At 76.2% G+C, this 25,157-nt stretch carries 15 protein-coding genes; 3 read left to right on the plus strand and 12 right to left on the minus strand.

Features of this window, described 5'->3' with window-relative positions:
• From DQ238_RS18360 to DQ238_RS18380, 5 genes are all read right to left on the minus strand, one after another.
• A partial coding sequence (locus DQ238_RS18360) for a DUF222 domain-containing protein (protein WP_113782699.1) occupies positions 1-1,539 on the minus strand: 1,539 nt, incomplete at its 3' end.
• Between the two features lie 150 nt (positions 1,540-1,689).
• Positions 1,690-2,619: a MazG family protein gene (locus DQ238_RS18365; RefSeq protein WP_113782700.1), complete on the minus strand. Its 930-nt coding sequence runs from the start codon at positions 2,617-2,619 to the stop codon at positions 1,690-1,692.
• Positions 2,620-2,644: 25 nt separating this feature from the next.
• Positions 2,645-3,613: a peptidyl-prolyl cis-trans isomerase gene (locus tag DQ238_RS18370; protein WP_147263117.1), complete on the minus strand. Its 969-nt coding sequence runs from the start codon at positions 3,611-3,613 to the stop codon at positions 2,645-2,647.
• Between the two features lie 48 nt (positions 3,614-3,661).
• A complete protein-coding gene (gene mfd, locus DQ238_RS18375) occupies positions 3,662-7,321 on the minus strand; it encodes a transcription-repair coupling factor (protein WP_233496087.1) in 3,660 nt (1,219 codons plus the stop codon).
• A gap of 154 nt (positions 7,322-7,475) precedes the next feature.
• Entirely contained in the window at positions 7,476-7,919 is a 444-nt protein-coding gene (locus DQ238_RS18380; RefSeq protein ID WP_113782702.1) for an adenylyltransferase/cytidyltransferase family protein, read from the minus strand.
• A 351-nt stretch (positions 7,920-8,270) separates the two neighbouring features.
• Between DQ238_RS18380 and DQ238_RS18385 the strand changes: the two genes are divergently transcribed.
• Genes DQ238_RS18385 through DQ238_RS18395 form a run of 3 tightly spaced genes read left to right on the plus strand, consistent with a single transcriptional unit; the run spans position 8,271 to position 11,757 of the window.
• Positions 8,271-9,476: a YveK family protein gene (locus DQ238_RS18385; protein ID WP_113782703.1), complete on the plus strand. Its 1,206-nt coding sequence runs from the start codon at positions 8,271-8,273 to the stop codon at positions 9,474-9,476.
• Positions 9,473-10,708 (plus strand): hypothetical protein, encoded by a 1,236-nt coding sequence (locus DQ238_RS18390; RefSeq protein ID WP_113782704.1) that lies wholly within the window; start codon positions 9,473-9,475, stop codon positions 10,706-10,708. Before DQ238_RS18385 ends, DQ238_RS18390 begins: the two co-directional genes overlap by 4 nt.
• A complete protein-coding gene (locus DQ238_RS18395; protein WP_147263119.1) occupies positions 10,705-11,757 on the plus strand; it encodes a glycosyltransferase family 1 protein in 1,053 nt (350 codons plus the stop codon). The genes DQ238_RS18390 and DQ238_RS18395 overlap by 4 nt, the downstream gene beginning before the upstream one ends.
• Before the next feature lie 30 nt (positions 11,758-11,787).
• Here DQ238_RS18395 and DQ238_RS18400 read toward each other — a convergent pair whose 3' ends face one another.
• The 7 genes from DQ238_RS18400 to DQ238_RS18430 all read right to left on the minus strand — a co-directional run bounded on the left by DQ238_RS18400 (position 11,788) and on the right by DQ238_RS18430 (position 25,123).
• Entirely contained in the window at positions 11,788-13,041 is a 1,254-nt protein-coding gene (locus tag DQ238_RS18400) for a hypothetical protein (protein WP_113782706.1), read from the minus strand.
• A 10-nt stretch (positions 13,042-13,051) separates the two neighbouring features.
• A complete protein-coding gene (locus DQ238_RS18405) occupies positions 13,052-16,561 on the minus strand; it encodes a PKD domain-containing protein (protein ID WP_233496088.1) in 3,510 nt (1,169 codons plus the stop codon).
• Positions 16,562-16,836: 275 nt separating this feature from the next.
• Positions 16,837-20,379, minus strand: a complete 3,543-nt coding sequence (locus DQ238_RS18410) for a PKD domain-containing protein (protein WP_233496089.1) — start codon at positions 20,377-20,379, stop codon at positions 16,837-16,839.
• A gap of 309 nt (positions 20,380-20,688) precedes the next feature.
• Positions 20,689-21,369, minus strand: coding sequence for a hypothetical protein (locus DQ238_RS18415; protein ID WP_113782709.1), 681 nt, complete (start codon positions 21,367-21,369; stop codon positions 20,689-20,691).
• Positions 21,366-22,118: a CDP-alcohol phosphatidyltransferase family protein gene (locus tag DQ238_RS18420; RefSeq protein ID WP_199506441.1), complete on the minus strand. Its 753-nt coding sequence runs from the start codon at positions 22,116-22,118 to the stop codon at positions 21,366-21,368. The genes DQ238_RS18415 and DQ238_RS18420 overlap by 4 nt, the downstream gene beginning before the upstream one ends.
• Positions 22,115-23,437 carry a DUF1972 domain-containing protein gene (locus tag DQ238_RS18425; RefSeq protein WP_233496090.1) on the minus strand — a complete coding sequence of 441 codons (1,323 nt, stop codon included), beginning with the start codon at positions 23,435-23,437 and terminating at the stop codon, positions 22,115-22,117. Before DQ238_RS18425 ends, DQ238_RS18420 begins: the two co-directional genes overlap by 4 nt.
• 189 nt (positions 23,438-23,626) lie before the next feature.
• Positions 23,627-25,123, minus strand: a complete 1,497-nt coding sequence (locus DQ238_RS18430; protein ID WP_233496091.1) for a sugar transferase — start codon at positions 25,121-25,123, stop codon at positions 23,627-23,629.
• Between the last annotated feature and the right edge of the window lie 34 nt (positions 25,124-25,157).

Raw genomic sequence — 25,157 nt, forward strand, 5'->3', positions numbered from 1 at the left:
CCCGAGCAGCGCCCCCAGGTCCAGCACGGCCCGCAGCTCCCCGTCGGTCCAGGTTCCGTCGCAGATGGCCTGCCGGGCGCCGGCCAGGCCTGCGCGGACGGCGGCCTGGTGCCGGGCCGCGGCCAGCACCATCCACTCGCTGAGTGGGCGGTCGGCCACCGGGGTGGGGCCACCCGCTGTGGGTGGATCGGGACGAGCAGCGGGCCCAACCGTCGCATCCTCCGGCGCCGAGTCCGGCTGATCCGCGGGCGCCCCGCCGGGCGGCTCGCCCGGCACCAGTGCAGCGGCGGGCGGCGCAGCCGACCCGGCCACCGCGGAGGAGTCCTGGCGGCTGTCCTGCCGCCCGGCCGGGGCGGCCGGGGGCGTCTCGCCGTCCGGCTGCGCGGGCAGGTCGTCCAGCACGGGCGCGGGGCGGGGCAGCAGGCCGAAGGTGTAGGCCAGCTCGCGCACCATCTCCGCCGACACCACATACCCCTCCACCTGCCCCGGCTCGGCGCCGCCGAGCATCGTCTCCAGGGTGGCGACCAGGGTGAGCGCAATGGTGACCGGTGCCAGGCCGTGCTCGCCCGGCCGCAGGATCAGGTCCTGGACGCAGTCGGCCATGCGCTGCTGCTTGGTCCGCTGGTCTCCGTCGACCCGGGCCTGGTCGGCATGGGCCTCCAGGGCCCGGTAGATCGTCGCGGCGACCGGGAGGGGCAGATCGAGGGCGACCGTGGCGGTGCCGTCGCGGCGGTCGTGCAGCCGCACCCCGCGCTCCCGGATCGCGGCGACCAGCGTGCGCGCCGCGGCGTCGGCGTCCTTTCGCAGCACGATCCGGCGGGCACAGTCCCCCAGCTGGGGCGGCGTCTTGCTGCCCCGCAGGCCCAGCACGTGCGCCTCGATGTCGGCGCGCAGCGCGTCGTCCGCGACCGGCCCGACGACGTTGACCATCTGACGGGCGTGGGCCGGGCTGAGCACGCCCTGCGCCAACAGGTCGAGGGTCAGCGGGAGTCGCTCCGTGAGCACGAGCGACTCCACCAGCTGTGCCGTGGCTGCCGCGGCGGAGATCCGCAGCGTCGGCGCCACCTCGTCGACCGCCCACTCGCTCACCTCGATCAGCGCTGTCGGACGGGCCGCCCGGGTGGCCGCCGACATCGCGCCCCGCTCGCCGGGCTGCCGGTCCAGCAGGGCCGCCGGACGGCAGCGGGCGAACGCGGCGAGTTCCCTCACGACCACCGCTGACAGTCGGGCGATCTCCTGCGACGCCGCCGCGGCCCGCGCCAGCAGCTCCGCGCCGGCCGCCAGCAGCCATTCGAGCTCGCCGGCTCCAGGCACGAGGTCGCCACTCAGGTCGCGGCCGGGGCCGTGCCCCGTCAGCTCCGCATCGGTGAGCCAGCGCAGACCCGAGAGCAGGTCCGAGTGGGTGACGTCCACGACGAAGCGGTCGCCGTCGGACAGTGGTGCGGTCGCACCGGCCCCACCACGATCCAGCACCGCGGTCAGGCCGTGTTCGAAAGACGACGCGCCGGGAGGTGCTGCAGCCGGGAAGTCGTCGAACACATGTTCGACGATAGCGGATGAACACGTCCCTGAGCAGCGACGATGTGGCCTGTGGACGGAGCGCCGATGTTCCTCGAGCAACTGTGGACGGAGCACCAGGCACGGACCACCACGGTCCCGGCCGCAGCCGAGGCGGCCCCGTCGGCGGGGTCAGTGCGGCGCTGGTCCCTCCGCACGTTCGGCCGCCGCGGCGTCGAGCTCCCCGGCGTAGCGGCGGACCGCCTCCCGGAGGGCGTCCTCGACGTCCCACCCGCGCTGCGCCGCGGCACCGACCACGGCCAGCAACCGCTCGCCCAGCTCCTCGGGGCTGCGGGCGGACAGCTGCGCGGGCTCCGGGACCGGCAGCCCGGCCCGGCCCGCGCGACGCACCAAGGCCGCTCCCCACGCGGCCGCCGGCTGGGACCGGGAGACGCCCTCGGTCGGCGAACGGCGCTGCTTCTCCGCCTTCTTGATCTCCTCCCAGCCGGCCTCGACCTGGGCCACGTCGCGCGGCCCGACGTCACCGAAGACGTGCGGGTGCCGGCGGACCAGCTTGTCCACCAGGTCCTCGGCGACGTCGTCGATCGCGAACCGGCGCCCCGGCCCGGCCTCGGCGGCGACCCGGGCGTGGAACACCACCTGGAGCAGCACGTCACCGAGCTCCTCGCGCATCGCCACGGGGTCGTCGTCCACGATCGCGTCGTAGGCCTCGTGCGCCTCCTCGAGCAGGTAGCCGCGCAGGGAGGCGTGCGTCTGCTCGGCGTCCCACGGGCAGCCGCCGGGCGAGCGCAACCGATCCATCACGGCGACGACGTCGAGCAGCCGGGCGCCGGGGAGAGCCGGCCGGCCGTCGACGACCTCGGCGGCGGCCACGTCGTCCCCGGGTGCGACCAGCGCGACCACCTCGTCGGGCCGGTCGGCCGCGGCGCCGGCGTCCGGGAGGTCCTCGACACGCCAGCCGGCCGCCCGCAGCGCCGCGGCGGTCGCGGCGGCCCCGGGCGTGGCGACCACGGGCCGGCCACGGGTGAGCGCCTGCCAGGCGGCGGGGCCGAGCAGTCCGGGTAGGGAGGGCGCGACGGTGACGGCGAGCGCGACGGGCACCCGGTCAGTCTCCGGCAGCCGCCGGTCAGCCGTCGCTGCTGCCCCCGAGGACGTCGACCACCCCACCGTCGGCCGGCACGATCGTGCCGTCGTCGATGACGCCGAAGCGGGGGTTGACGGTGATGTCCAGGTCGGCGCGGACGTCGGCCACCCGCTGCTGGGCGGCGTCGTCCGCCTGTTCCGCGGCCGCCTGCTCCAGCTGCGGCCGGGCCTCCTCGAAGGTCGGGACGAGGCGGTCACCGACGAAGACCACGAGGACGCCGGGGACGCCCGGCACGGGGAGCGAGAAGGCCGTGTTCGGCGCGGCGGCGGCGACCCGGTCGGCCAGCGGCGCCGGCACCTGGTCGGGGGTGCCCGCGGAGACCTCGGGCAGCGTCGTGCTGCCCGGGTACCGCGCGGCGAGCGCCGGGTAGGCGCTCGGGTCGGCCTGCAGCGTGGCGACGGCGGCGTCGGCGGCGGCCTGGTCGGGCACGGTGACGTAGCCGAGGCGGACCTGCGTCAGGGCGGGCAGCTGCTGCTCGTAGTCCTGGCGCAGCCGCTGCTCGCCGAGGTCGGCGAGGTCCTCGGCCGCGACGATGCGCTCGCGCACCAGCCGCTCGCGCACGCTCTCGACGACGTCGGCCCGGCCCACGCCCTGGGTGGCGGCCTGGGCGTAGACGGCCTCGGGGTCCTGGCCGCCGAGCAGCTGGTCGAGCAGGGCCTGCACGTCGGCGTCGTCCGTGGTGACGCCGTAGCGCTGCGCGACCTGGTCGTAGACCTCGGCCTGCACCAGCCGGGTGAGCACCAGCCGGGTGAACTGGTCCTCCTGCCCCTCGACGGCGGCGGCGAGGGCGGGGTCGTCCAGCCGCTGGTCGACCGCCGTGTCCAGCTCGGCCACGCTCACCTGCTCGTCCCCGACGTAGGCCGCGACGCCGGGCGAGGTCCGGCAGCCGGCCACCCCGGCGAGGGCGGCCAGGCCGACGGCCAGCGAGGCGGTCAGGCGACGGGTCTGCACCAGCGGAGCGTGCCACACCGGGAGTGACCCACCCTGCAGGCGGCCCGCTCAGGCCTCCTGCAGGGCCCCCGGCCCCGTCCCGGGTCCCGCCCCGAGCTCGTGAGGGGTGGGGAGGACGGGGTCCTTCAACGAGCGGTGGGGGGCAGGAGGTCCTTCCAGGACGGCGGCCAGCAGCGAGTGCAGGTTCTCCAGCAGGGCGACGTCGCGCAGCGGGGTGCGCCGGTCCGGGCCGACCGGCACCTTGAGCGAGATCGTCTGGACGGCGGACTTGTAGGTGGCGCCGTCGGCCAGGCGGGCGAGGCGCATCTGCTGGGACTCGCGCAGCGGCACCGGGCCGATCCGGACGGCCCGCCCCTGCAGGGAGACCTCGGTGACGCCGAACCGCCGCATCGCCGCCCGGAAGCGGGCCACGGCCAGCAGGTTGAGCACCGGCGCCGGCGGGGTGCCGTAGCGGTCGGTGAGCTCGTCGAGGACCGCCTGCGCCTGCGCGTCGTCCTGCACCGAGGCGACCTTGCGGTAGGCCTCCATGCGCAGCCGCTCGCCGGGCACGTAGTCGTGCGGCAGGTGCGCGTCGACCGGCAGGTCGACCCGGACCTCGGCCGGCTCGGCCGGCGCCTGTTCGCCGCCGACCTGGGCGCGGTAGTCGGCGACCGCCTCGCCGACCAGCCGGACGTAGAGGTCGAACCCGACCCCGGCGATGTGCCCGGACTGCTCGCCGCCGAGCAGGTTGCCCGCGCCGCGGATCTCCAGGTCCTTCATCGCCACCGCCATGCCGGCGCCGAGGTCGGTGTTGTGCGCGATGGTCGTGAGCCGGTCCACCGAGGTCTCGGTCAGCGGCCGGGAGGGGTCGTAGGTGAAGTAGGCGTAGGCCCGCTCCCGGCCGCGGCCGACCCGCCCGCGGATCTGGTGCAGCTGAGAGAGCCCGAAGGTGTCGGCGCGGTCGACGATCAGGGTGTTGGCGTTCGGGATGTCCAGGCCGGACTCGACGATCGTCGTCGCCACCAGGACGTCGTACTCCTTCTCCCAGAAGCCGACCATGATCCGCTCGAGCTCGTGCTCCTTCATCTGCCCGTGGCCCACGGCGACGCGGGCCTCGGGCACCAGGGCGCGGATCTTCGCGGCGGCCTTGTCGATCGACTGCACCCGGTTGTGGATGACGAAGACCTGCCCGTCGCGCAGCAGCTCCCGGCGGATCGCCGCGGCCATCTGCTTGTCGTCCCACGCACCGACGTAGGTCAGCACCGGGTGCCGCTCCTCCGGCGGGGTGAGGATCGTCGACATCTCCCGGATGCCGGTCAGGCTCATCTCCAGGGTGCGCGGGATCGGGGTGGCCGACATCGACAGGACGTCGACCGCCGTCCGCATGGTCTTCAGGTACTCCTTGTGCTCGACGCCGAAGCGCTGCTCCTCGTCCACGATGACCAGGCCGAGGTCCTTCCACCTCGTCGTCGGCTGGAGCAGCCGGTGGGTGCCGACGAGGATGTCGACCTCCCCGCTGGCCAGCTCGCGCAGGATCTGGGCGGCCTCGGCGTCGGACTGGAAGCGGGAGAGCACCCGTACCTCCACCGGGAACTGCGCGACCCGCTCGGAGAAGGTCTTGAGGTGCTGGCTGGCCAGCAGCGTCGTCGGCACCAGGACGGCGACCTGCTTGCCGTCCTGCACCGCCTTGAACGCCGCCCGGACGGCGATCTCGGTCTTGCCGTAGCCGACGTCGCCGCAGATGATCCGGTCCATCGGGACCGGCTGCTCCATGTCGGCCTTGACCTCGTCGATCGCGGCCAGCTGGTCGGGGGTCTCGGTGAACGGGAAGGCGTCCTCCAGCTCGCGCTGCCACACGGTGTCCGGGCCGAACGTGTGCCCCTTGGTCGCCATGCGGGCCGAGTAGAGCCGGATCAGCTCGGCGGCGATCTGCTTGACCGCCCGGCGGGCCTGGTTCTTGGTCTTCTGCCAGTCGGCGCCGCCGAGCTTGGACAGCGCGGGCTGCTCGCCGCCGACGTAGCGGGTGAGCTGGTCGAGGGCGTCGGTGGGGACGAACAGCCGGTCCGGCGGCTGGTTGCGCCGCGACGGCGCGTACTCGACGATCAGGTAGTCGCGCTGGCCGCCGTTGACGGTGCGGCTGACCATCTCGATGTACCGGCCGATGCCGTGCTGCTCGTGGACGACGAGGTCGCCGGGCTGCAGCTGCACCAGGTCGACGGCGTTGCGCCGACGGGCGGGCATCTTGACCGCGTCGCGCATCGAGGTGCCACGCTGCCCGGTCAGGTCGTGCTCGGTGACCAGCGCCAGCCCGACGCCGGGGAAGGTGAACCCGGCCTCGAGGGTGCCCTGGGTGACCGAGGTCAGCCGCGGCTCGGGCGCGGTGGCGACGTCGGGCACCAGGCGGGTGCCGAGGTCGGCCTCGGTGAACTGGTCCGCGGCGCGCTGGGCGGGTCCGGGGCCGGCGAAGGTGACGACCACCCGCCAGCCGTCCCGGTGCCAGCCGCGCATCGTCTCGATCGCGCGCGGCACGTCGCCGGAGAAGCGCTCGACGGGAGTCGCGTCGAGGGTGACGGCTCGTTCGTCGTCCCCCAGGGTGAACGCCCCCGTCGTCCACCACGGCAGGCCGCGGCCGCGGGCGGCGGCCTCGACGTCGGCGAGGTCGCGGAAGGACGACGCCCCGAGGTCCAGCGGCGCCTCCCCGGCCATGCCGTCCGAGGAGCTGGCGGCGGTGGCCCACGAGGCGGCGAGGAACTCCTCGGCGGTGCGCACCAGGTCCGCGGCGCGGCTGCGCACCCGCTCGGGGTCGCAGACCAGCACGTGGGTGCCGGTGGGCACCAGGTCGGTGAGCAGCTGGAGGTCTGCCGACTGTCCGCCCGCCCCGCCGCCCCCGCTGACGAGCGCCGGGGTCAGCGACTCCATGCCCTCGACGGCGATGCCCTCGGCCAGCTTGCCGAGGACCTCGACCAGGCCGGGGTGCTCGGCGGCGAGCGCCGCCGCGCGGGCGCGCACGGCGTCGGTGAGCAGCAGCTCGCGGCACGGCGGCGCCCACAGCCGCTCGGGGCGCTCGTCGAGGGAGCGCTGGTCGGCGGCGGCGAAGTAGCGCAGCTCGTCGACCTCGTCGCCCCAGAACTCGACGCGCACCGGGTGCGGCTCGGTGGGCGGGAAGACGTCGACCAGGCCGCCGCGGACGGCGAACTCGCCGCGCTTCTCCACCAGCTCCACGCGGGTGTAGGCGGCGTCGGCCAGGGCGCGGGCGACGTCGTCCAGCTCCGCGGTGTCCCCCGGGCGCAGCTCGACCGGCGTGAGGTCGCCCAGGCCGGGGGCCAGCGGCTGCAGCACGCTGCGCACCGGCGCGACCAGCACGTCGACCGGCCCGTTCACCCCCGGGTGCGCCAGGTCGCGCAGCACCGCGAGCCGGCGGCCGACGGTGTCCGCGCGCGGGGAGAGCCGCTCGTGCGGCAGCGTCTCCCAGGCGGGGAACACCTCGGTGCGCCGGTCGGGCAGGAAGCAGCGCAGCTGCTCGGCGACGGCGTCGGCGTCCCGCTCCCCCGCCGTCACGACCAGGACGGGCACCCCGGCGCCGCCCCGGTGCGCTGCCAGCGCGGCGGCGACCAGCGGGTGCACGGACGGCGGCGCGGTGACCGCCAGGTCCGCGTTCCCGGCGGCGGCCACCACGCGGGCCATGCCGGGGTCGGTGAGGACGACGTCGAGCACGCCGCGGAGGGTCACGAGGGGTTCTCCCGAGTTCCGGTGGCCGCACGCGTCGCGCCGGGTGCGCGGGGGGCCGGACCTCCAGTGTAAGGACCCCGCTGCCCCCCACGGCTCGCTCGCTCGCCGCGGGCCCCTGCAGCGGGGCCGCGGGCGGACCGGCGCGACCCCGCCGTCACACCGCCCAGCGGACGGGGGCCTCCCCGCCGAGCGCGGCCAGCGTCTGGCGGAGCAGCGTGCTCGACGTGTGCACCGTGTACGGGAAGTAGTGCACGGCGACGCCCCGGGCTGCGAGGTCACGCGCCAACCTCTCCCCCTTGGGCGTGCCCCGCCAGTCGTCGCCCTTGAACAGGACGTCGAAGCGCACCTCGCGCCAGGTGTCGACCTTGTCGGGCACGGTCTCGGCGTGCACCGCGTCGACGATGCGCAGGCTGCGCACGATCTCCATCCGCTCGGCCAGGGGCACGACCGGCAGCCGGCCCTTGGTGAGCAGCAGCACCTCGTCGGAGACGACGCCGGCGACCAGCCGGTCGCAGTGCTCCGCGGCACGCCGCAGCAGGTTGAGGTGCCCGATGTGGAACAGGTCGTAGGCACCCGGCGCGTAGCCGACCACCGTCATGCGATCCCCCCGAGTTCTCCGCGCCGGCACACCCGCGCCGACCACCCAGCGTCAGCGTCCGGACGTCGGAGCCGGCCTCGACCGCTGGATCTGCCGGAAAGCTAGTCGATCGACGATCACGCAGGGTGACCTCGGCGGTCGTCTTCACCCCATCGTGCGGCCGCTCCGGAGGCGCCGCGGCCGGCCCGTGCCCCCGAGGGGTGAGGCGGCCGACCGGGAGCTGTCGACCGTCCCTCCCGGGCCCCTAGCGTCGGCAGCCGACGGAGGACGCGGGGGCGTCGGGGCCGTCGCCGGCGCCGGTCCGGCGGTCGGTGGCCCCGCGCAAGGAGCACGGTCAGGAGCGACACCGACATGGAACTGCGGGACTACCTCGCCGCGCTGCGCCGGAACTGGGCGGTCTGGGTCGGCGGGACCGTCCTCGGCGTGCTCCTCGGGGTACTCGTCGTCGCGGTGACCCCGCCGACGTACCAGGCGTCGGCGCGGGTCTTCGTCTCGGTGTCCCCCTCGATCCCGAACAGCGCCGCCTTCGTCCAGCAGCGGGTCAAGAGCTACCCCGACGTCGTGGTCAGCGAGTCGGTCCTCGGCCCGGTGGTCCGGCAGCTGGACCTCGACGAGTCGCTGGCCGACCTGCGCGCCCGGATCTCGGCGACCAACCCGGTCGACACCTCCCAGGTGGAGGTCGCCGTCAACGGCCGGGACCCGCAGCAGGCCGCCGCGGTCGCCAACGCCGTCGCCGAGCGCCTGACCGACGTCGTCGAGGACCTGGAGACGCCGACCTCCGGCAACCGGCCGGTCGAGCTGACCGTCACCGACCCCGCCACCGCGCCGTCCGCACCGGTGGCGCCGGTCGCCCGGGACGTCGTCGGCCTCGGGCTGCTCGTGGGCCTCTTCCTCGGGCTGGCCGCCGCCGTCGTCCGCAGCCGGCTCGACACCGCCGTCCACACCGCCGACGACGTGCGCTGCGCCTGGGGTGGGGACGACGTGGAGGTGCTCGGGCAGCACCGGGGCCGCGCCCGGCGCAGCGCGCTGACCGGCTCGGCGGCCGCGGTCCTGGCCCGGCGGCTGGAGGCGCTCGCCGAGCAGCGACCGGTCCGGGCCGTGCTGGTCTGTCCCGCTCCCGCGGAGGAGGGCGCTGCCTGCTCCCTCGCGCGGGGCGTGGCGACCGCGCTGCGCCGGCGCGGCACCACCGCGGCGGTGGGCGGCCCCGAGGCGCTCGAGCTCACCGGACCGGGGTCGCGGATCCACGTGGAGGTCGCCGACCCGCTGGCCGCGCCGCGCGTGTGGCGGGAGGTCGCCGAGCGCGGCGCCGACGTCGTGCTCGTCGTCCCCGGCGGCCGGGTGGCCGCGGCCGAGCTGCGGGAGGTGCGCGCCATCCTGGCCCGCGCCGGGCTCCGCCCGCTCGCCGTCGCCCTCGTACCCCGCCGGCGCCGCGCCCGGCCGGCCCCCGAGGCGCCGCTGCCCGCGGCCGGGCCGGTCGCCGCGGCGCCGCGTGTCGGCGCCCCGTCGCCCCGGACGGGCACCGTGGGCGAGGGCACGGCGGCCACCCCGCGCCGGTGAGCGCGGCGCGGCCGGGGCTGCTCGCCGGCCCTGTCGGGCGGCAGCTCGTCGCGCTGCTGCTGGTCGTGAGCACGGTCGGCTGGCGGCGCGGGCAGTACTTCGCCGGCTCGCTGGACCCGGTCGTCCTGGGCAAGGCCGCGCTGAGCGTGCTGGCCCTCGCCCTCGCCGTCCTGGCCGCCGCGACCGGGCCCCGGCGGCGGCTGGGTACCGGCACGCTGTGGGTGCTCGCCGTCCTGCTGGGCGGGTCGGTCCTCGGTGCCCTCGCCCACGGCACCCTGCTGGCCGGCGGCACGGTCGCCGTCCGGGTGGCCGTGGTGGCGCTCACCGTCTCCGCCCTCCTGCGCAGCGCCACGGTGCACGAGGCGGTCACCGCCCTCGCCCGGGCCTGCGGCCTGGTGGCCCTGGCCGCCACCGTCACCGGGCTGCCGAGCGCCGGCACCGGCCGGCTCTCCGGCGGCGTCCCGCCGCTCACCCCGAACGAGCTGGCTCTGCTGGCCGGCGTGGTGGTGGTCGTCGCCGCCTGGCGGGTGGTGCTGGACGAGGCCGGCTGGCGCAGCGCCCTGGTCGCCGCGGCCGGCCTGGCCGTGGTGTGGGCCACCGGCTCCCGCACCGGCCTGCTCATGCTCGTGCTGGGCGTGGGGGTCGTCGGGCTGCACGTCCGGCGGGCACCGGTGGGGCTGGTCGTCGGCGGGCTGCTGCTGGCCGCGGCCGGCGCGGTCGCGGCGCTGTCCACCGGCGCGCTGACCGGTTTCCTGGAGCGCGACGGCACCGGCACCAGCACCCTGGAGTCGCGCTTCGTCGCCTGGGACGCCGCCCGCACCTGGGCCGAGGACGGCTGGGCGCGGGTCTTCGGCGGCGGGCTGTCGGTGAAGATCATCGCGGTGAAGGGCCAGTGGTGGCACGAGCAGCCGCTGGACAGCAGCTGGGTCTCCGCCGTGGTACAGGCCGGCCTGCTCGGCGTCGCCGTCGCCGGAGGCTGGGTGCTGTGGACGGTGCGGGGCGCGCTGCGGGCCCCGCGCGAGCACCGGGCGCTGTTCCTCGGCCTGCTGGTCTTCCTGGTCGGGCGCAGCCTGCTGGAGAGCGGCCTGTTCGACGCCACCCCGGCCTTCCTCGGCCTGGTGGCCGTCTCGCTGCTTGCCGAGGGCGGCTCCCGCCGCCGGCTGCGGGAGGAGCTCGACCCGCAGCGGCTCCCGGCCCCCGTGGGCCCCCGACAGGAGGTACCGGTCCGATGAGGGTGCTCTTCGACGCCTACTGGTGGGTCGAGGGCCAGGTGTCGGGACGGCGGGTCGTCGACTCGTTCGTGCGGACCTGGTCGGCCGCCTTCCTGGGCGACGAGCTGACCGTGGCGGTCCCCCGCCGGCACCGGACGCAGGTGGCCGAGCTGGTCGGGGACGCGCCGATCGACGTCGTGCCGGTGCGCCTGTCCCCGCACGGGGTCAGCGTGCTCACCGAGCTCGGCTCGGCCACCGACGCCGACGTCGTCCTGGCGCAGAACTACACCCCGCTGCGGTCGAGGGCGCTGCGGGCGACCTTCGTCCACGACCTGATGTTCGACGAGCACCCCGAGTTCTTCACCCGGCTCGAGCGGGCGTACTTCGCCGGCATGCCGTGGTCGGCCCGCTTCGCCGACCTGGTGCTGACCTCCACGCGGGCCGAGGCCGACCGGATCGTCCGCTGCCGGCCGGGGTTGGCCGGCAAGGTCGTGCCGGTGGGCCTGAGCGTGCCGGAGTCCTTCCGCTCCCGGCGGGCCATCGACCCGGGCCTGGACCTGGCCCCGGGCGGGTTCCTGCTGTGCGTGGGCCGCCTCAACGTCCGCAAGAACGTCGGCCGGCTGGTCGACGCGGTGCTGGCGCACGGCCTGGTGACCCCCGAGCGGCCGCTGGTGGTGGTCGGCGAGCCCGACGGGCTGGCCACCACCCGGCACGATCCCGCCGACCGGCGGGTGCGGTTCGTCGGCGGGGTGGACGACGGCGCGCTGGCCTGGCTGTACGAGAACTGCCGGCTGTTCGTCTTCCCCTCCCTCGACGAGGGCTTCGGTCTCCCGGTGGTCGAGGCAGCACTGGCCGGCGCACCCATGGTGCTCAGCGACATCCCCGCCTTCCGGGAGCTCGCCCCGGCGGCCGCGTTCTTCGACCCGCGCGACACCGGGTCGATCGCCGCGGCCGTCCGTGCCGAGCTGGCCGGCCCGCCCAGCCCCAGCCCGGTCGTCGAGGTGCCCAGCTGGACCGACGTCGTGGGCCGCATCCGCGCGGCCGTCGAGGAGCGGCTCGCCCTCCGCTGACGGGCACCCCGCTCGCCGGACGAGCGGGACTCAGGCGGCGACCGGCTCCGGGCGCGCCACGACCGGGGCGGACAGTGGCCGCAGCACCGTCTGCCGCACGGCCACCGCGACCAGCAGCGGGCCCACCGCCAGCGCCAGCGGCGCCCACACCTGCGCGCCGTCGACCCCGACGACCAGGGCACACACGGCGGCGAGGCCGGCGAACTCCAGCAGCCGCAGCGCCAGCACCCGCCGCTGCCGCCCGTGCACCGTCGCCAGCGCCGAGTACGGCAGCAGGACGGCGCTGGCCACCGCGTACCCGCTCCACCCGACCACGGCGGCCACCGGCACGGTGTAGGCGCCGCCGGTGAGCAGCGGCTCGGCGACCGGTTGCCCGGCGAGCGTGAGCACGCCGAGGGCGGCCACCGCGCCGGCCAGCGCGGCCACCGCGCGGTCGGCGGCCCGCAGCTGCTCGGCGGGCGGCCGGCCGCGGGTGGCGACGTAGTGCGGCAGCAGGAAGGAGCCGAGCCCGGTGACGACGACGAGCACGGGGGCGGTGTAGACGCGGGCGGCCTCCAGCGGCCCGTACGCGGCCGCGCCCGCGGCGGCGACCACGACCAGCCGCAGGCCGGTCAACAGCGCCGGGCGGACGGTCTGGGCGCCCGCCCGCCAGATCCCGAAGCCCCACACCGCGCCGAGGTCTGGCGCCCGCCAGGGGCCGCGCGGCCGTTCGGCCGGCGGCACCAGCCACCAGGCGACGGCGGCCGCGCCGGCCTGCCCGACCAGCAGCGCGAGCGCGAACGAAGCGAGGGTGAGCGGGCCGGTCAACGCACAGCCGGCGAGCGCGCCGACCGCGAGCAGGAGGCCGGTGCAGTCGACGGCGGGCAACACCCAGAACCGCCCGATCGCCATGAGCAGCCGGCGCAGCGTGTCCTCGAGGACGAACGCGGTCACCGCCAGGCCCAGCACCGCCGCGGCCCACCCGGGCAGCAGCCCGGTCGCGGCGGCCAGCGCTCCCCCGGCGAGGCCGGCGGCGCTGGAGATGCCGACCGCCCAGACGTGCAGGGCCGCGCGGATGCGCGGGTCGCTCCGGTCGAGGACGGTCAGCGAGTCGCCGACCAGCCCGCTGACCACGGCGGTGACCAGGACGACGAGGCCGTAGACCAGGGAGAACGTGGCCAGCCCGGCCGCTCCGAGCCAACGGGCGGCGGCGACGGAGAGCACCAGGCCGGCGACCGCCTGGGTGACCTGGCCGGCGACCGCCCCGGCGGCCGGCCGCCGCAGCAACCGGAGCAGTCGGGTCATGTGCGCGTCCTCAGTCGATCGCGGTGACGGTGAACCCGGTGGAGCGCACGGCGGTCGCGGCGGTGGTGCCGCTGGGCCGGTGTGCGCCCAGACCCACCGCGCCGGCCGCCTGCAGGGCAGCGGTCGTGTCGGTCCGCGACAGCTGCGGGGTGCCCGGCTCGGCCGCGCCGGCCGACCAGACCGCCGCCGCCACCTGCGTGGTACCGACCCCCGACGTCCGCACCCGGACGTTCAGCGTGCCGCCCTCGGCGTAGGTCAGGCCCGGGACGACCACCTCGCCGCCGGGGAAGGTCTCGGTGCCGCCCGTGGTCCGGGACAGCGCCAGCCCGACCCGGCCGTCGGCCATCACCCGCACCCGCACCCGGTACTCCTCGCCCGCACCGACCCGCCGACCGGTCACGTACACGTAGGTGCCGTTGCCGGTCGGCATCGACGACAAGGAGAACGAGGTCAGCACGTCGGTGCCGGTCTGCGACACCCCGGACAGATGCGCGCCGGTGTTGTTGCCGGCAGCCGGCAGCGCCAGCTCGGCCACCCCCGGGGTCACCGACTGGCGGGCCGCCCCGACCGACGCCGTCCACGTGCCGCCGACGTCGGCGGTGCCCAGGCCGTTCGGCACGGTGCGACCGAAGGTGTCCCGCGCGATGAACGCGGCGCTGACCGGGGCGGTCACCACGACCTGCTGCTCGGAGACCGACGTGCTGCCGTCGTCGTCGGTCACCGTCAGCGCCACCCGGTAGGTGCCGGCCGCGGCGTAGGTGTGCTCGGCGGCGACGCCGGTGCCGGTGCCACCGTCGCCGAAGTCCCAGGCGTGGGCGGTCACCGTGCCGTCGGTGTCGGCCGAGGCCGAGCCGTCGACCGCCAGGGTCAGCCCCGACGGGCGGGCGGTGAACGCCGCCGTCGGCGCCTGGTTCGGCGGGGCCGGGGCGACGGTGACCTGCCGGCTGGCCGTGGTGGTGGCGCCGCGGTCGTCGGTCACCGTGAGCGTGGCGGTGTAGGTGCCCGCGGCGGCGTAGGTGTGCGACACCGTGGCGCCGCTCCCCGTGGCGCCGTCGCCGAAGGACCACGCGTAGGAGGCGATGGTGCCGTCGGTGTCGATCGAGCGGCCGGCGTCGAAGGCGGCGGTGAGCTCCGTGGCGGTGGAGGTGAACCGTGCGGCCGGCGCGGCGTTGGCCGGCCGGCCGACCCCACCGGCGGCGGCGTGCGCCGCGACCTGCTCGGCCGACAGCGCCGTCGGGTAGAGCGCGACCTCGTCCATGCGGCCGGTGAAGGTGTTCACTCCGCCCATCGCCCGGTCGCTCCCGACCCGCAGGTAGCCGGTGTAGGGCTGCCCGGAGGTGGTGTCCGTGCGCGAGCCGACGAGCACGCCGTCGACGTACAGGGCCATGCCCTGCGGGCCCACCGAGGCGGCGACGTGGTGCCACCTGCCGTCGTTGAACGAGGCGGTGCTGGTCACCGTCCGCACCGTGGTCCGGCGGAGGAAGCGCACGTTGACGCCGAAGACCACCCGGCCCCGGGCGTCGAGGTGGACCTGCCGGTCGTAGGTGGAGCTGTTCCCGGTCCTCGCGCTGGCGAAGCCGAGGATCCGGCCGCCGCTGGTGGAGGTGGTCTGGAACCAGGCCTCCTCGGTGGAGGTGTTCGGCGCGGCGGTGGCCGTCTGGGTGGCCAGCGTGGCCGAAGCCGAGCCGTCGAACGCGTAGGCGGTGTCGCCGTCACCGACCGCGCCGGCCACACCCCGGGTGACGCCTGTGCCCACGGTCATCGGCGAGCCGCCGATGCGGTCGGCCGCCGTCGAGCCGCCGGCCTCGCCCAGCCGCCAGTGCGACGTGGCGCCGTCGGCGCGGACGACGTCCCCGTAGGGCCGGGACTGCGTGCCGGTGGCCGGTGCGACCTCGACCGCCGCCCAGTCGGTGGACACCGAGTTGCCGAACGGGTCGGTGACGGTGACGCGGTAGCGCAGCGAGCCGCTCACGCCGACGTCGGTCGCCGACATGGGGGGCAGGTCCCACCAGGTCGAGGCCCTGACCTGCTCGGAGACCGGCAGCGCCTCCCCCTCGCGGTACACCGCGTAGGTGAGGGTGGCGTTGTCCTGGTCGCTGGTGGCCGTCCAGCCGATGCCGACCCGGCCGGGAGCGGGCGAGGTGGCCGTGGCGGTGAAGCCCTGCGCGCTCGGACCCACCCGGTTCGGCGCGATCGAGGGCACGGCGAACCGGACCAGGCCCTGCTGGACGACGCCGTTGACCCGCGGGAACTCGCCGGCGTAGACGACGTACCGGCCGTTGCCGGTGACGCTCCAGCCCGCCTGGTTCTGACCGGTCACGGTGCCCGGCATCAGGGTCGGGAACCAGGGCAGCTGCGCGCCGGCCGGCTGGCCCGCGAAGTTGCCGTTGGTGATCGTCCTGCGGCCGACGGTCCCCGTGGGCGTGGTCGTGTAGGCGGTCCCGAACTCGTGCACACGGGGGTTCTGCTCCGGGAAGCCGCCGATGTTGCCGCAGTCGTGGGTGTGGCTGGCGACGTAGAGCGCGCCGTTCACGGCGTAGCTCGAGTAGGTGTCGCCGCGGCAGTCGTTGACCTCGACGACCGTGCCACTGTCGGCTCTGACCGCGAAGGAGCCCTCGAGGTTGCCCGGGCCGTAGAAGTCGTAGGCGGTGCCGTACACGACGTCGCCGCCGACCGAGAGGCTGTAGACGGCGGAGTTGACGCCCTGGTTGGTGATCAGCTGGTTGATCGCGAACGGGCGGTTGGCGCCGGTGACCGGGTCGAGCGCGGCGACGCCGGTGGCCCTGGCCCCGTTCACGGAGTCGAACCGGCCGGCGGCCACCACCTGCTCGCCCCTGCCGGTCACCACCAGGGAGAGGACGGCGTCGCTGGTGCCGGTGGCGCCGTTGCTGTTGCCGGCGGTGGAGCCGACGCCGGGCACGGGGGCCCAGGGCAGCAGCGCGCCGTCCGCGGCGGTGACCGCGGCCAGCCGGGAGCGGCTCACCCCGCCGACGGCGGTGATGCTGCCGCCGAGGTAGACCGTGTCCCCGGTCGCGGCGATCGCGCGCACCTGGCTGTTGACGCTGGGCTTCCAGGTGGTGACCAGCGTGCCGCTGGCGGTGTCGAAGGCGGCCACGCGGCGCCGGACCTGGCCGTCGACCTCGGTGAAGTCGCCGCCGACGTAGAGACGCGAGCCGTCCGGCGAGGCGGCGACGACCAGGACCTGGCCGTTGAGGACCGGCGCGAAGGAGGAGAGCAGCTCGCCGGTGCGGATGTCGTAGGCGAGCAGGTTGGCCCGCGGCGTCTCCCGGGTGCCCGGGGCGGCGCCGGCCGGCCGCGCGGTGGTGAAGGAGCCGCCGACGTAGACGGTGTTCCCCACGACGACCTGCGACCAGGCGACCCCGTCGATCTGGGCGGTCGGCAGCGCGTCCGCGCTCACCGTGGTCGGCGCCGCGGAGGGCGCCGACGCCGGCGCGGAGTCCGCCGACGCCGGCGCCGGCGGCAGCAGCGCCAGGACGCCGGCCCCCAGAGCCGCGGTCACCAACCCGGACAGGACCCTCTTCGGCGCAGCGGCCGACGGTGCACTCATGCGTTCCCCCCGTGCTCGGTCCCCGACCATCCCCCGGGTCGACGGACACCGAGAGTGACCATCGCACGACGTCGTCCCCGGCGGGATCCTCCGATCCGGTGACGGAGCGTCGCCATCCCTCGCCCGAGGGGGACGTGGACGACCCTGCGTGACCGCCCGGCGGCCGGCCGCCCGGGACGTGCTCCCGGCCGCCCGGAGGGCACGGGCGGCCGGGAGGAGCGCGCCGGTCAGTCCAGCGCGGTGACGGTGAACCGGCCGAGGCCGACGGCGGTGGCCGCGGTCGCGGTACCCGGCCGGTGGGCGGCGACCCCGACCGACCCGGGCTGCTGCAGCGCCGACGTGGTGTCGGTGCGCACGAGCTGCGGCTCGGCGGGCTCGGGTTGCCCCTCGGTCCACACCGCCCCGGTGACCTGGGTGGTACCGGTGCCACTGACCCGCACCCGCACGCCCAGCACCGTTCCCGGCGACCAGGTCAGGCCCGGCACGACGACCTCGCCGCCCGGGAAGGTCTCCCCGGAGGCGAGCCGGGACAGCGCCAGGGCGACCCGCCCGTCGGGCAGCACCCGCACCCGGACCCGGTACTCCTGGCCGGTCGCGACCCGCCGGCCGGTGACGTACACGTACGTGCCCGCCCCCGTGGGCGCGGAGCTGAGCGTGACCGAGGTCCGCACGTCCACCGCGGACGCCGACACCCCGCCCAGGTACGCACCCGTGTTGGCGCCGGCGGCGGGCAGGTCCAGGCGGGCCGTGCCCGGCGTCACCGACAGCCGGGCCGCACCGGCCGTCGCCGTCCAGTCCCCGCCGACATCGGCGGTGCCCAGGCCGCCGCTCACCGTCCGGTTGAAGGTGTCGCCGGCGAGCACCGCGGGGCCGGCCGGCGCGGTGACGGCCACCGTGCGCGTCGTCGTCGCCGTGCCGCCCCGGTCGTCGGTGACCGTCAGGCGCACCGGGTAGCTGCCGGGCCCCGCGTAGGTGTGCGCCGTGGCCGTCCCGGTGCCGGTCGAGCCGTCACCGAAGTCCCAGGCCCAGGCGGTCAGCCGGCCGTCCGGGTCGGCCGACGCGCCGCCGTCCACCGACAGGGTCAGCCCCGCCGCCGCGGCGGTGAACGCCGCCTGCGGCAGCTGGTTGGGCGGGAGCACGGTGACCGTCACCTGCCGCGTCGTCGTGCCGGTCGCACCGGCATCGTCGGTGACGCGCAGGGTCACGGGATAGGTCCCCGACGCGGTGTAGGTGTGCTCGACCGTCTGCCCGCTGCCGGTGCGCCCGTCGCCGAAGTCCCAGGCCCAAGCCGTGATCCGGCCTCCGGGGTCGGCCGACCGCGAGGCGTCGAGGGCGACGGTCGCCCCCTGCACCGCGGCCGTGAACGCCGCGGTCGGCGGCGTGTTCGGCGCGACGCCGGTGCTGCCGAGGGCCTGGTGGCGCGCGACCTGGTCGGCGGTGAGCACGGTCGGGTAGACGGCGACCTCGTCGATGCGGCCGTTGAACCAGTTCGACCCCGACCAGGAGCGGTCCCCACCGATCCGCCAGTAGCCGGTGATCTCCTGCGCCATGGTGCCGTCGGCCCGCGAGCCGATCAGCCGGCCGTCGACGTACAGGGACATGCCGGCGGGTCCGACGGTCCCGACCACGTGGTGCCAGACGCCGTTGTTGTAGGACGCCGGGCTGGCCAGCTCCACGGCCGTACCGGGCCAGACGGCGAAGTGCACCCGCCCGGCAGGGTCGAGCCACAGCTGCCGGTCGTGGTTGGCGCTCAGCCCCGTGCGCTGGTCGCCGAAGCCCATGATCTTGCCGCCGGCGGTGGTGCGGGTCTCGAACCAGGCCTCGATGCTGAAGGTGTGCGGCCCGCGCACCGGCGTCCGGGTCGACAGGTAGCCGGAGCTGCCGTCGAACCACATCGAGGGGTCGCTGTCACCCTGCAGCGCGCCGGCCCAGCCGAGGCCCGTGCCGCCGGAGACCGTCGCGTCGGACACCCCGGCGTGGTCGAAGGCGGTGGTCCCCGAGCGCTCGCCCATCGGCCAGTGGTCGGTGGCTCCGTCGGCGTGGACCGCGTCGGCGTACGCCCGCGCCCGGCCGGTGCCCGAGGCGGTGCCGGACGCGGTGCCGACCACGGTCTCGTTGCCGAACGGGTCGCTGACGGTGACGCGGTAGGTGTGCGTCCCGGCCGGGACGGCGCGGTCGGTCCAGGCCATGGGACCGGCCTGCCACCACTGCGAGGAGCGGGTGGAGCGGGCCGCCGGCGTGCTGTCGCCGTCCCGGTGGACCGAGTAGGTCAGGGTGGCGTTGTCCGGGTCGGTGGCGCCCTGCCACGCCACGCGCAGCGCGCCGTCACCCACGGCGGTCACCGTGACCGCGCCACCCGACGTCGGCCCCACCCGGTTGGGGGCGATCGAGGGCACGGCGAAGCGCACCAGGCCCTGCTGGGCGCGGCCGTTGACCGACGGGAACTCGCCGCCGTAGACGACGTACCGGTCGTTGCCGGTCACGCTCCAGCCGGCCTGGAACTGCCGGGTGTAGGTGCCCTGGGCCATCGAGGGGAACCACGGCAGCAGGCTCGGCGCCGGCTGACCGGTGAAGTTGCCGTTGCGCTGGGTGGCGGTGCTCACCCGGCCGGCCGCGACCAGGCTGACCGCGGTGGCCCGCTTCCAGACCTGCGGATCCTGTTCGGGGAAGCCGCCGATGTTGATGCACGAGTGCGCGTGCGAGGCGGTGTAGAGGGCACCGTTCGCGGCGAAGCTGGAGTAGGTGTCCCCGCGGCAGTCCGCGATCCACCGCACCGCGCCACCGGCGGCCGCGGCGGCGAAGGAGCCCTCGAGGTTGCCCGGGCCGTAGTAGTCGTAGCCGGTGCCGTACACCGTGCTGCCGTCGGTCGACAGGCTCCACACCGCGGAGTTGCTGCCGTGGTTGGTGATCAGCCCGTTGACCGCGAACGGCCGGGTGACCCCGGTGACCGGGTCCAGCGCACCGACGCCCACCGCCCGGGTGCCGTTGAGGGCGTAGAAGCGGCCGGAGACGACCACCTGGGCGCCGTTGCCGGTGAGCACCACCGCCATGACCTCGTTGCTGGCCTGGGCGTTGCGGGCGGTGTCGGACGTGCCGCCGATCGGTTTGCCGGCGGCGTCGAACAGCGGCAGCCAGTTGCCGTCCGTCGGCCCGGCCACGGGCACCGGGGCCCACGGCAGCAGGCCGCCGTCGGAAGCCCGCACGGCCGCCAGCCGGGTGCGGCTGACCGACCCGACCGCGGTCAGGGAGCCGCCGAGGTACACCGTGCCGTCGGTGGCCGCGAGGGCGCGGACCTGGCCGTTGACGCTGGGCGCGAAGCCGGCCACGAGCGCGCCGGTGCGGGTGTCGTAGGCGGCGATGCGGTTGCGCACCTGGCCGTCGGCCCGGGTGAAGTCGCCGCCGACGTAGAGGCGCGAGCCGTCCGGCGAGGCGGCGACCGCCAGGGCCTGGGCGTTGAGGTCGGGCGCGAAGGAGGTGAGCAGCTCACCGGTGCGGATGTCGTAGGCCAGCAGGTTGTTGCGGACCGTCTCCCGGGTGCCCGGGGCGGCGCCCGCCGGGCGGGCGCGGGTGAACGACCCGGCCGCGTAGACGGTGTTCCCCACGACGACCTGTGACCAGACGACCCCGTCGATCTGCACCGTCGGCAGCGCGTCGGCGCTGACCGTGGTCGGGGCGCCGGTGGCCGGCGCCGTGTCCGCCCGCGCCGCCGTCGGCGGCGTGAGACCCAGCCCCGCCGTCACCAGCAGCCCGCTGACCACTGCCGCCAGCACCCGTCCGAGCGCAGCGGACGACCTCTCCCCCATGGACGTTCCCCCGTCGTTCGCGTTCCGCGTCGTCCGTACCGGACGAGCGCCGAACACTAAGCGTGACGATCGACCGGCCGCCAGAGGCATCACCCCATCCGGTACGGTGAGGAGCTGCGGTTTCCTGCGAGGCCGGGGGGCCCGGAAGTCACTCTCGGTGAGGACGCCGGGGTCCGTCCGAACCGCTCGGAAACGCCGACGACCCCCGCCGCCGCGAGGCTCGCGGCGGCGGGGGTCGTCAGGGGTGGGGGTCGTCAGGGGTGGGTCAGCGCGGGGTCAGGAGGCGTCCCCGGTGAACAGCAGCAGCGGAGCGCCGGCCTGGTAGCCGACCTCCACGGTCACCGCGTCCCGGGCGTCCGCGGGGACGGTGAACACGTACACCCCGTCGGCGGACTGCCCCGGCTGCACCGTGCCGGCGAAGGGCCGCTGCGAGACGTCCTCCAGCGGTGACGCCGGCGTCCGGTCGGGACCGTAGGAGAGGTTCACCGCCACGCCGGACAGCGGGACCGGCGCCGCGGTGCCGTTCTGGATCCGCGCGGTCAGCCGCAGCGCGGGCCCGGCGATGTTGCCCGGGCCGACGGCGCTGCCCTCGATCGCCTCCAGCTGCGGGATCGTGACCACGATGCCGTTGCCGGCCGCGGCCGGCGCGTCCAACGGTACCTGCGGGAGGGACGGCGGCGGCTCGTCGACGTCCTCGGTCGGGCCGGTCGGCTCCGGGGTCGGCGGGGGCGGCGGCACGGTGCCGCTGACCCCGGCGGGGGCGACCGTGGACGGCGCCGCCCCGGCACCGGCGCCGGCGGGCTCCTCCCCGTCCCCGCGCTGGAGCAGCAGCACCAGCCCGAGGACGGCGACCAGCAGCGCGGCCGCCGCGGCCACCGGCCACCGGCGCCGGCGCGGTGCGCGGACCTGCGGGGTCCGGGTCGCCGTCGGCGTCCCGTCGTCGTGGTGGGTGCTCATCGGACCAACCTCCCGATCTCGGCGAACCACTTGACGCACGCCAGGGCCAGGTAGACGGCGGTGGCGGCGAAGAACAGGCAGTAGGCGCCGAGGAAGACGGCCGGCGCCCCCAGGAGCACGAAGACCCAGCACAGCAGCCCGTAGTCGGTGGGCACCACGAGCAGCGAGCGCAGCACGCTGGGCCGCCCGGCGGTCGGCTGGGCCCGGGTCACGGCGCCGTGCCGTTCCCGCAGGGCCTCGTTGAGCACCGTGCCGAAGAACAGCACCGCGGCGACGACGCAGTAGCCCAGCGGCACCAGCAGCCACGGGCCGCGGTCGACCACCTCGGAGCGGTAGAGGCCGACCAGCACCGCCAGGTGCAGGGTCGAGGTCTTGGCCGCGTCGACCATGTGGTCGAGCCACTCACCGGCCGGCGAGCCGCCGCCGCGCAGCCGGGCCAGCTGCCCGTCGGCGGAGTCGAGGGCGTAGCCGACGGCCAGGCAGACCGACGCCAGCAGGCCGGTGCCCCAGCCGGGCGGGGCGAGGGCGAGCACGGCCAGGCCGGTGGCGGTCCAGGCCGCGCTGACGGCGGTGACCGCGTTGGGCGTCCAGCCGGCGTGGAAGGCCAGCGCCGCGACCAGCCGGCCCAGACTCCGGTTGACGAAGCGGGAGTAGGCCGGAGCGCCCTGCGCGCCCTTCTGGGCGGTCCCGAGCCGGCGCACGGTGTCGGCCACCGTCTCCCGGGGCCGGGGCGCGGCGGTGACGGTCACCGCCGGCCCACCGGGAGGTCCTCCACCGCCGGGGTGGGGGCCGGTGCAGGGACGACGGCCGGTGCAGGGACGACGGCCGGTGCAGGGACGACGGCCGGTGCAGGGACGACGGCCGGTGCGAGCACGACGGCCGCCCCGGGCACGCCGGGTACCGGCGGGGTGGTGGCGTCCGCGGAGGCGGGTCTGCGCCGTCCGGAGGGGCGCCGGCGCGGGTAGCGCCGGGCCGCCAGGTGGCGGGCCAGCTCCTCGTAGCCGACGGCCACCTCGCCCCAGTCGTAGCCGGCCGCCCGCTCCCGGGCGCGCTCGCCGGCGCGGGCCACGCCGTCCGGGTCGGCCTCGACCGCGGCCAGCTCGCGGGCGACGTCCGCCGGGGTCCGGAAGAAGCGGCCGGCGTCGGCAAGCACCTCGCGGTTGAAGTCGACGTCGAAGGCGGTGACCGCCGCTCCCGCGCCGATCGCGCGCAGCAGCGAGGGGTTGGTGCCGCCGACCGAGTGACCGTGCAGGTAGGTGCAGCAGTTCGCGTAGAGCTGGTCGAGCAGCTCCTGGTCCCACACGCCGCCGAGGAAGCGCACCCGGCAGTCGGCGAGGGCGTGCACCCGGCGGGTGTAGGCGTCGGCGTACGGCGCCGAGCCGACGACCACCAGCGGCCTGGTCGCGGCGCTGGCCGCGTAGCCCTCGACGATGACGTCGACGTGGTTCTCCGGCTCGAAGCGGGCGACGACCAGGTGGTAGCCGCGCGGCTGCAGGCCGAGCTCGGCCAGCCGGTCGGCGCCGGGCTCGATCAGCGGCGCGCCGTAGGTCAGCAGCGTGGTGGGGGCGGCGAAGGCGTCGCGGTAGTAGTCGGCGATGCCCTGCGCGTCGGCGATGAGGACGTCCGACCAGCGCACGGCCAGCGCCTCGGCCACCCGGTAGTAGCGGCGTCCGGTCGGGCCCCACTTCGCCCGCTTCCACTCCAGCCCGTCGACGTGCGTGGCGACGGGGATGCGGGCCGCCCGCAGGGCGGGCAGCAGCGGGGAGTTGGCCGCGTTGAACACGATCGCCGCGTCGGTGCGGTGGGTGACCAGGTGGCGCACCGACAGCGCCGTGTGGCTCAGGGTCTCCAGCGCGCGCAGGCGGGCGGCGGGCAGGTGCACCAGCCGCATGCCCTGGTGCTCGGCCGGCGGCGGCTCGGCCCCGCCGGGCACGGTGCGGCAGTAGACGACCACCTCGTGGCCGCGGTCGGCCAGCCGGCGGCCGACCTCCTCGACGGCGGTCTCGAAGCCGCCGTACCGGGCGGGGACGCCGCGCGTGCCCACCATGGCGATGCGGAGCCTGTCCACCTGACCTCCGATCCGTCGGGTCCGGGACGTGGCCGGACCGTCGTCGACGACCGGTGCGGAACGCACCGGTCACCTCGTCCGGAGGTGGGGATCGGCGGCACGCGGGCGCCGGTGGAGCCCACGGGGGACGGCCTCACCCGCACGGGTCACCCGCCGCGCTCGGCGGGTCCCTGCGCGGAGGGCCCTCCGTCAGTAGGCGCCGGAGCGGCTGAGGACGGCGCGCACGGTCTTGGTCAGGATGAGCAGGTCGAGGGTCAGCGACCAGTTCTCCACGTAGCGCAGGTCGAGGCGCACCGCCTCCTCCCACGGCAGGTCGCTGCGGCCGGAGATCTGCCACAGCCCGGTCAGGCCCGGCTTGACCAGCAGCCGGCGGCTGACCGAGGTGTCGTAGCGGGCCACCTCCTCCGGCAGGGGCGGCCGGGGACCGACGAGCGCCATCGAACCGCCGAGCACGTTGACCAGCTGGGGCAGCTCGTCCAGGGACAGCCGGCGCAGCCAGCGGCCGACCGGCGTGACCCGTGGGTCGGTGCGCATCTTGAACAGCAGCCCGTCGGAGGTGTTCCGCGCGCGCAGCACGTCGACCTGGCGGTCGGCGTCGACGACCATGCTGCGGAACTTGAGCATGGTGAACGTCTCCCCGTTCACCCCCACCCGCTGCTGCCGGTAGAGCACCGGGCCCGGGCTGCTCAGCGCCACCGCCGCGGCGATGGCCAGCAGCACCGGGGCGAGCAGGACCAGCGCGAGCCCGGCGGCGGCGCGGTCCAGGCCGCCCTTGAGCACCCGCTGCCACCCGGTGAACCGCGGCTGCTCCACCGACAGCAGGGGCAGCCCCTCGAAGGGGCGGATGTGCAGCCGGGGCCCGGCGACCTCGATCAGCCCGGGCGCGACGAGCAGCTCGATGTCGGTGCCCTCCAGCTGCCAGGACAACCGGCGCAGGTAGTGCGCCGCGGTCTCGCTGGCGGAGGTGACGGCGACGGTGTCGGCCCCGTGCCGGGTGGCGACGGCGAGGACGTCGTCCAGCGCGCCGACCGGCACCCCGGCGGCCGCGGCGACCCGTGCCCGGTCGTCCGGGGTGACGCAGGCGGCGACCACCCGCAGCCCGGCGTGGTCGTCGCGGCGGATGCGGTCGACCAGCTCCAGGACGGCGCTCCCGCGGCCGACGACGACGACCCGGGTGGTGCACCAGCCGTGCGCCCGCAGGGCGCGCAGCGTGCAGCGGGCGGCGACGCGGACGACGAGCGTGGCCAGGACCAGCGCCGGGAGCGCGACCACCACGAGCGCGCGGCTCAGGTCGAGCTGGGCGGCGTAGGAGAGGAACCCGACGGCGGCGAGCAGGAGGAAGCCGGCCCGGCCGACCGCGCGGTACTCGTCGCTGCCGGTGCCGAAGAGCCGCTCGGAGTGGGCGCCGGTGGCGTGCAGCAGAGCCGGCCAGACCGCGACCAGGGCGAGGGCGGACCACACCGGGACGCCGCCGGCGGGGACGTCGTGCGCGCGGGCGGCGAGGACGACCGCCCCGGTGGCGGCGGCGGCGAGCGCCTCCACGGCGGTGAGCACGAGGGAGTACCGCGGCACCCACGCGTGGGCCTGGCGTCCGACGGCTGGCGGCAGCGGACGGTCGAGGACGGTGTCGGCCTCGGGCCGGCGCAACGCCGTCCCCAGCCGACCCTCGGAGTGGTCGAGCAGCACGTTTCCCCCCGGACGTACGGAATCCGTGGTCGGG

It is taken from the genome of Geodermatophilus sp. TF02-6 (assembly GCF_003319115.1).
Lineage (GTDB): Bacteria > Actinomycetota > Actinomycetes > Mycobacteriales > Geodermatophilaceae > Geodermatophilus.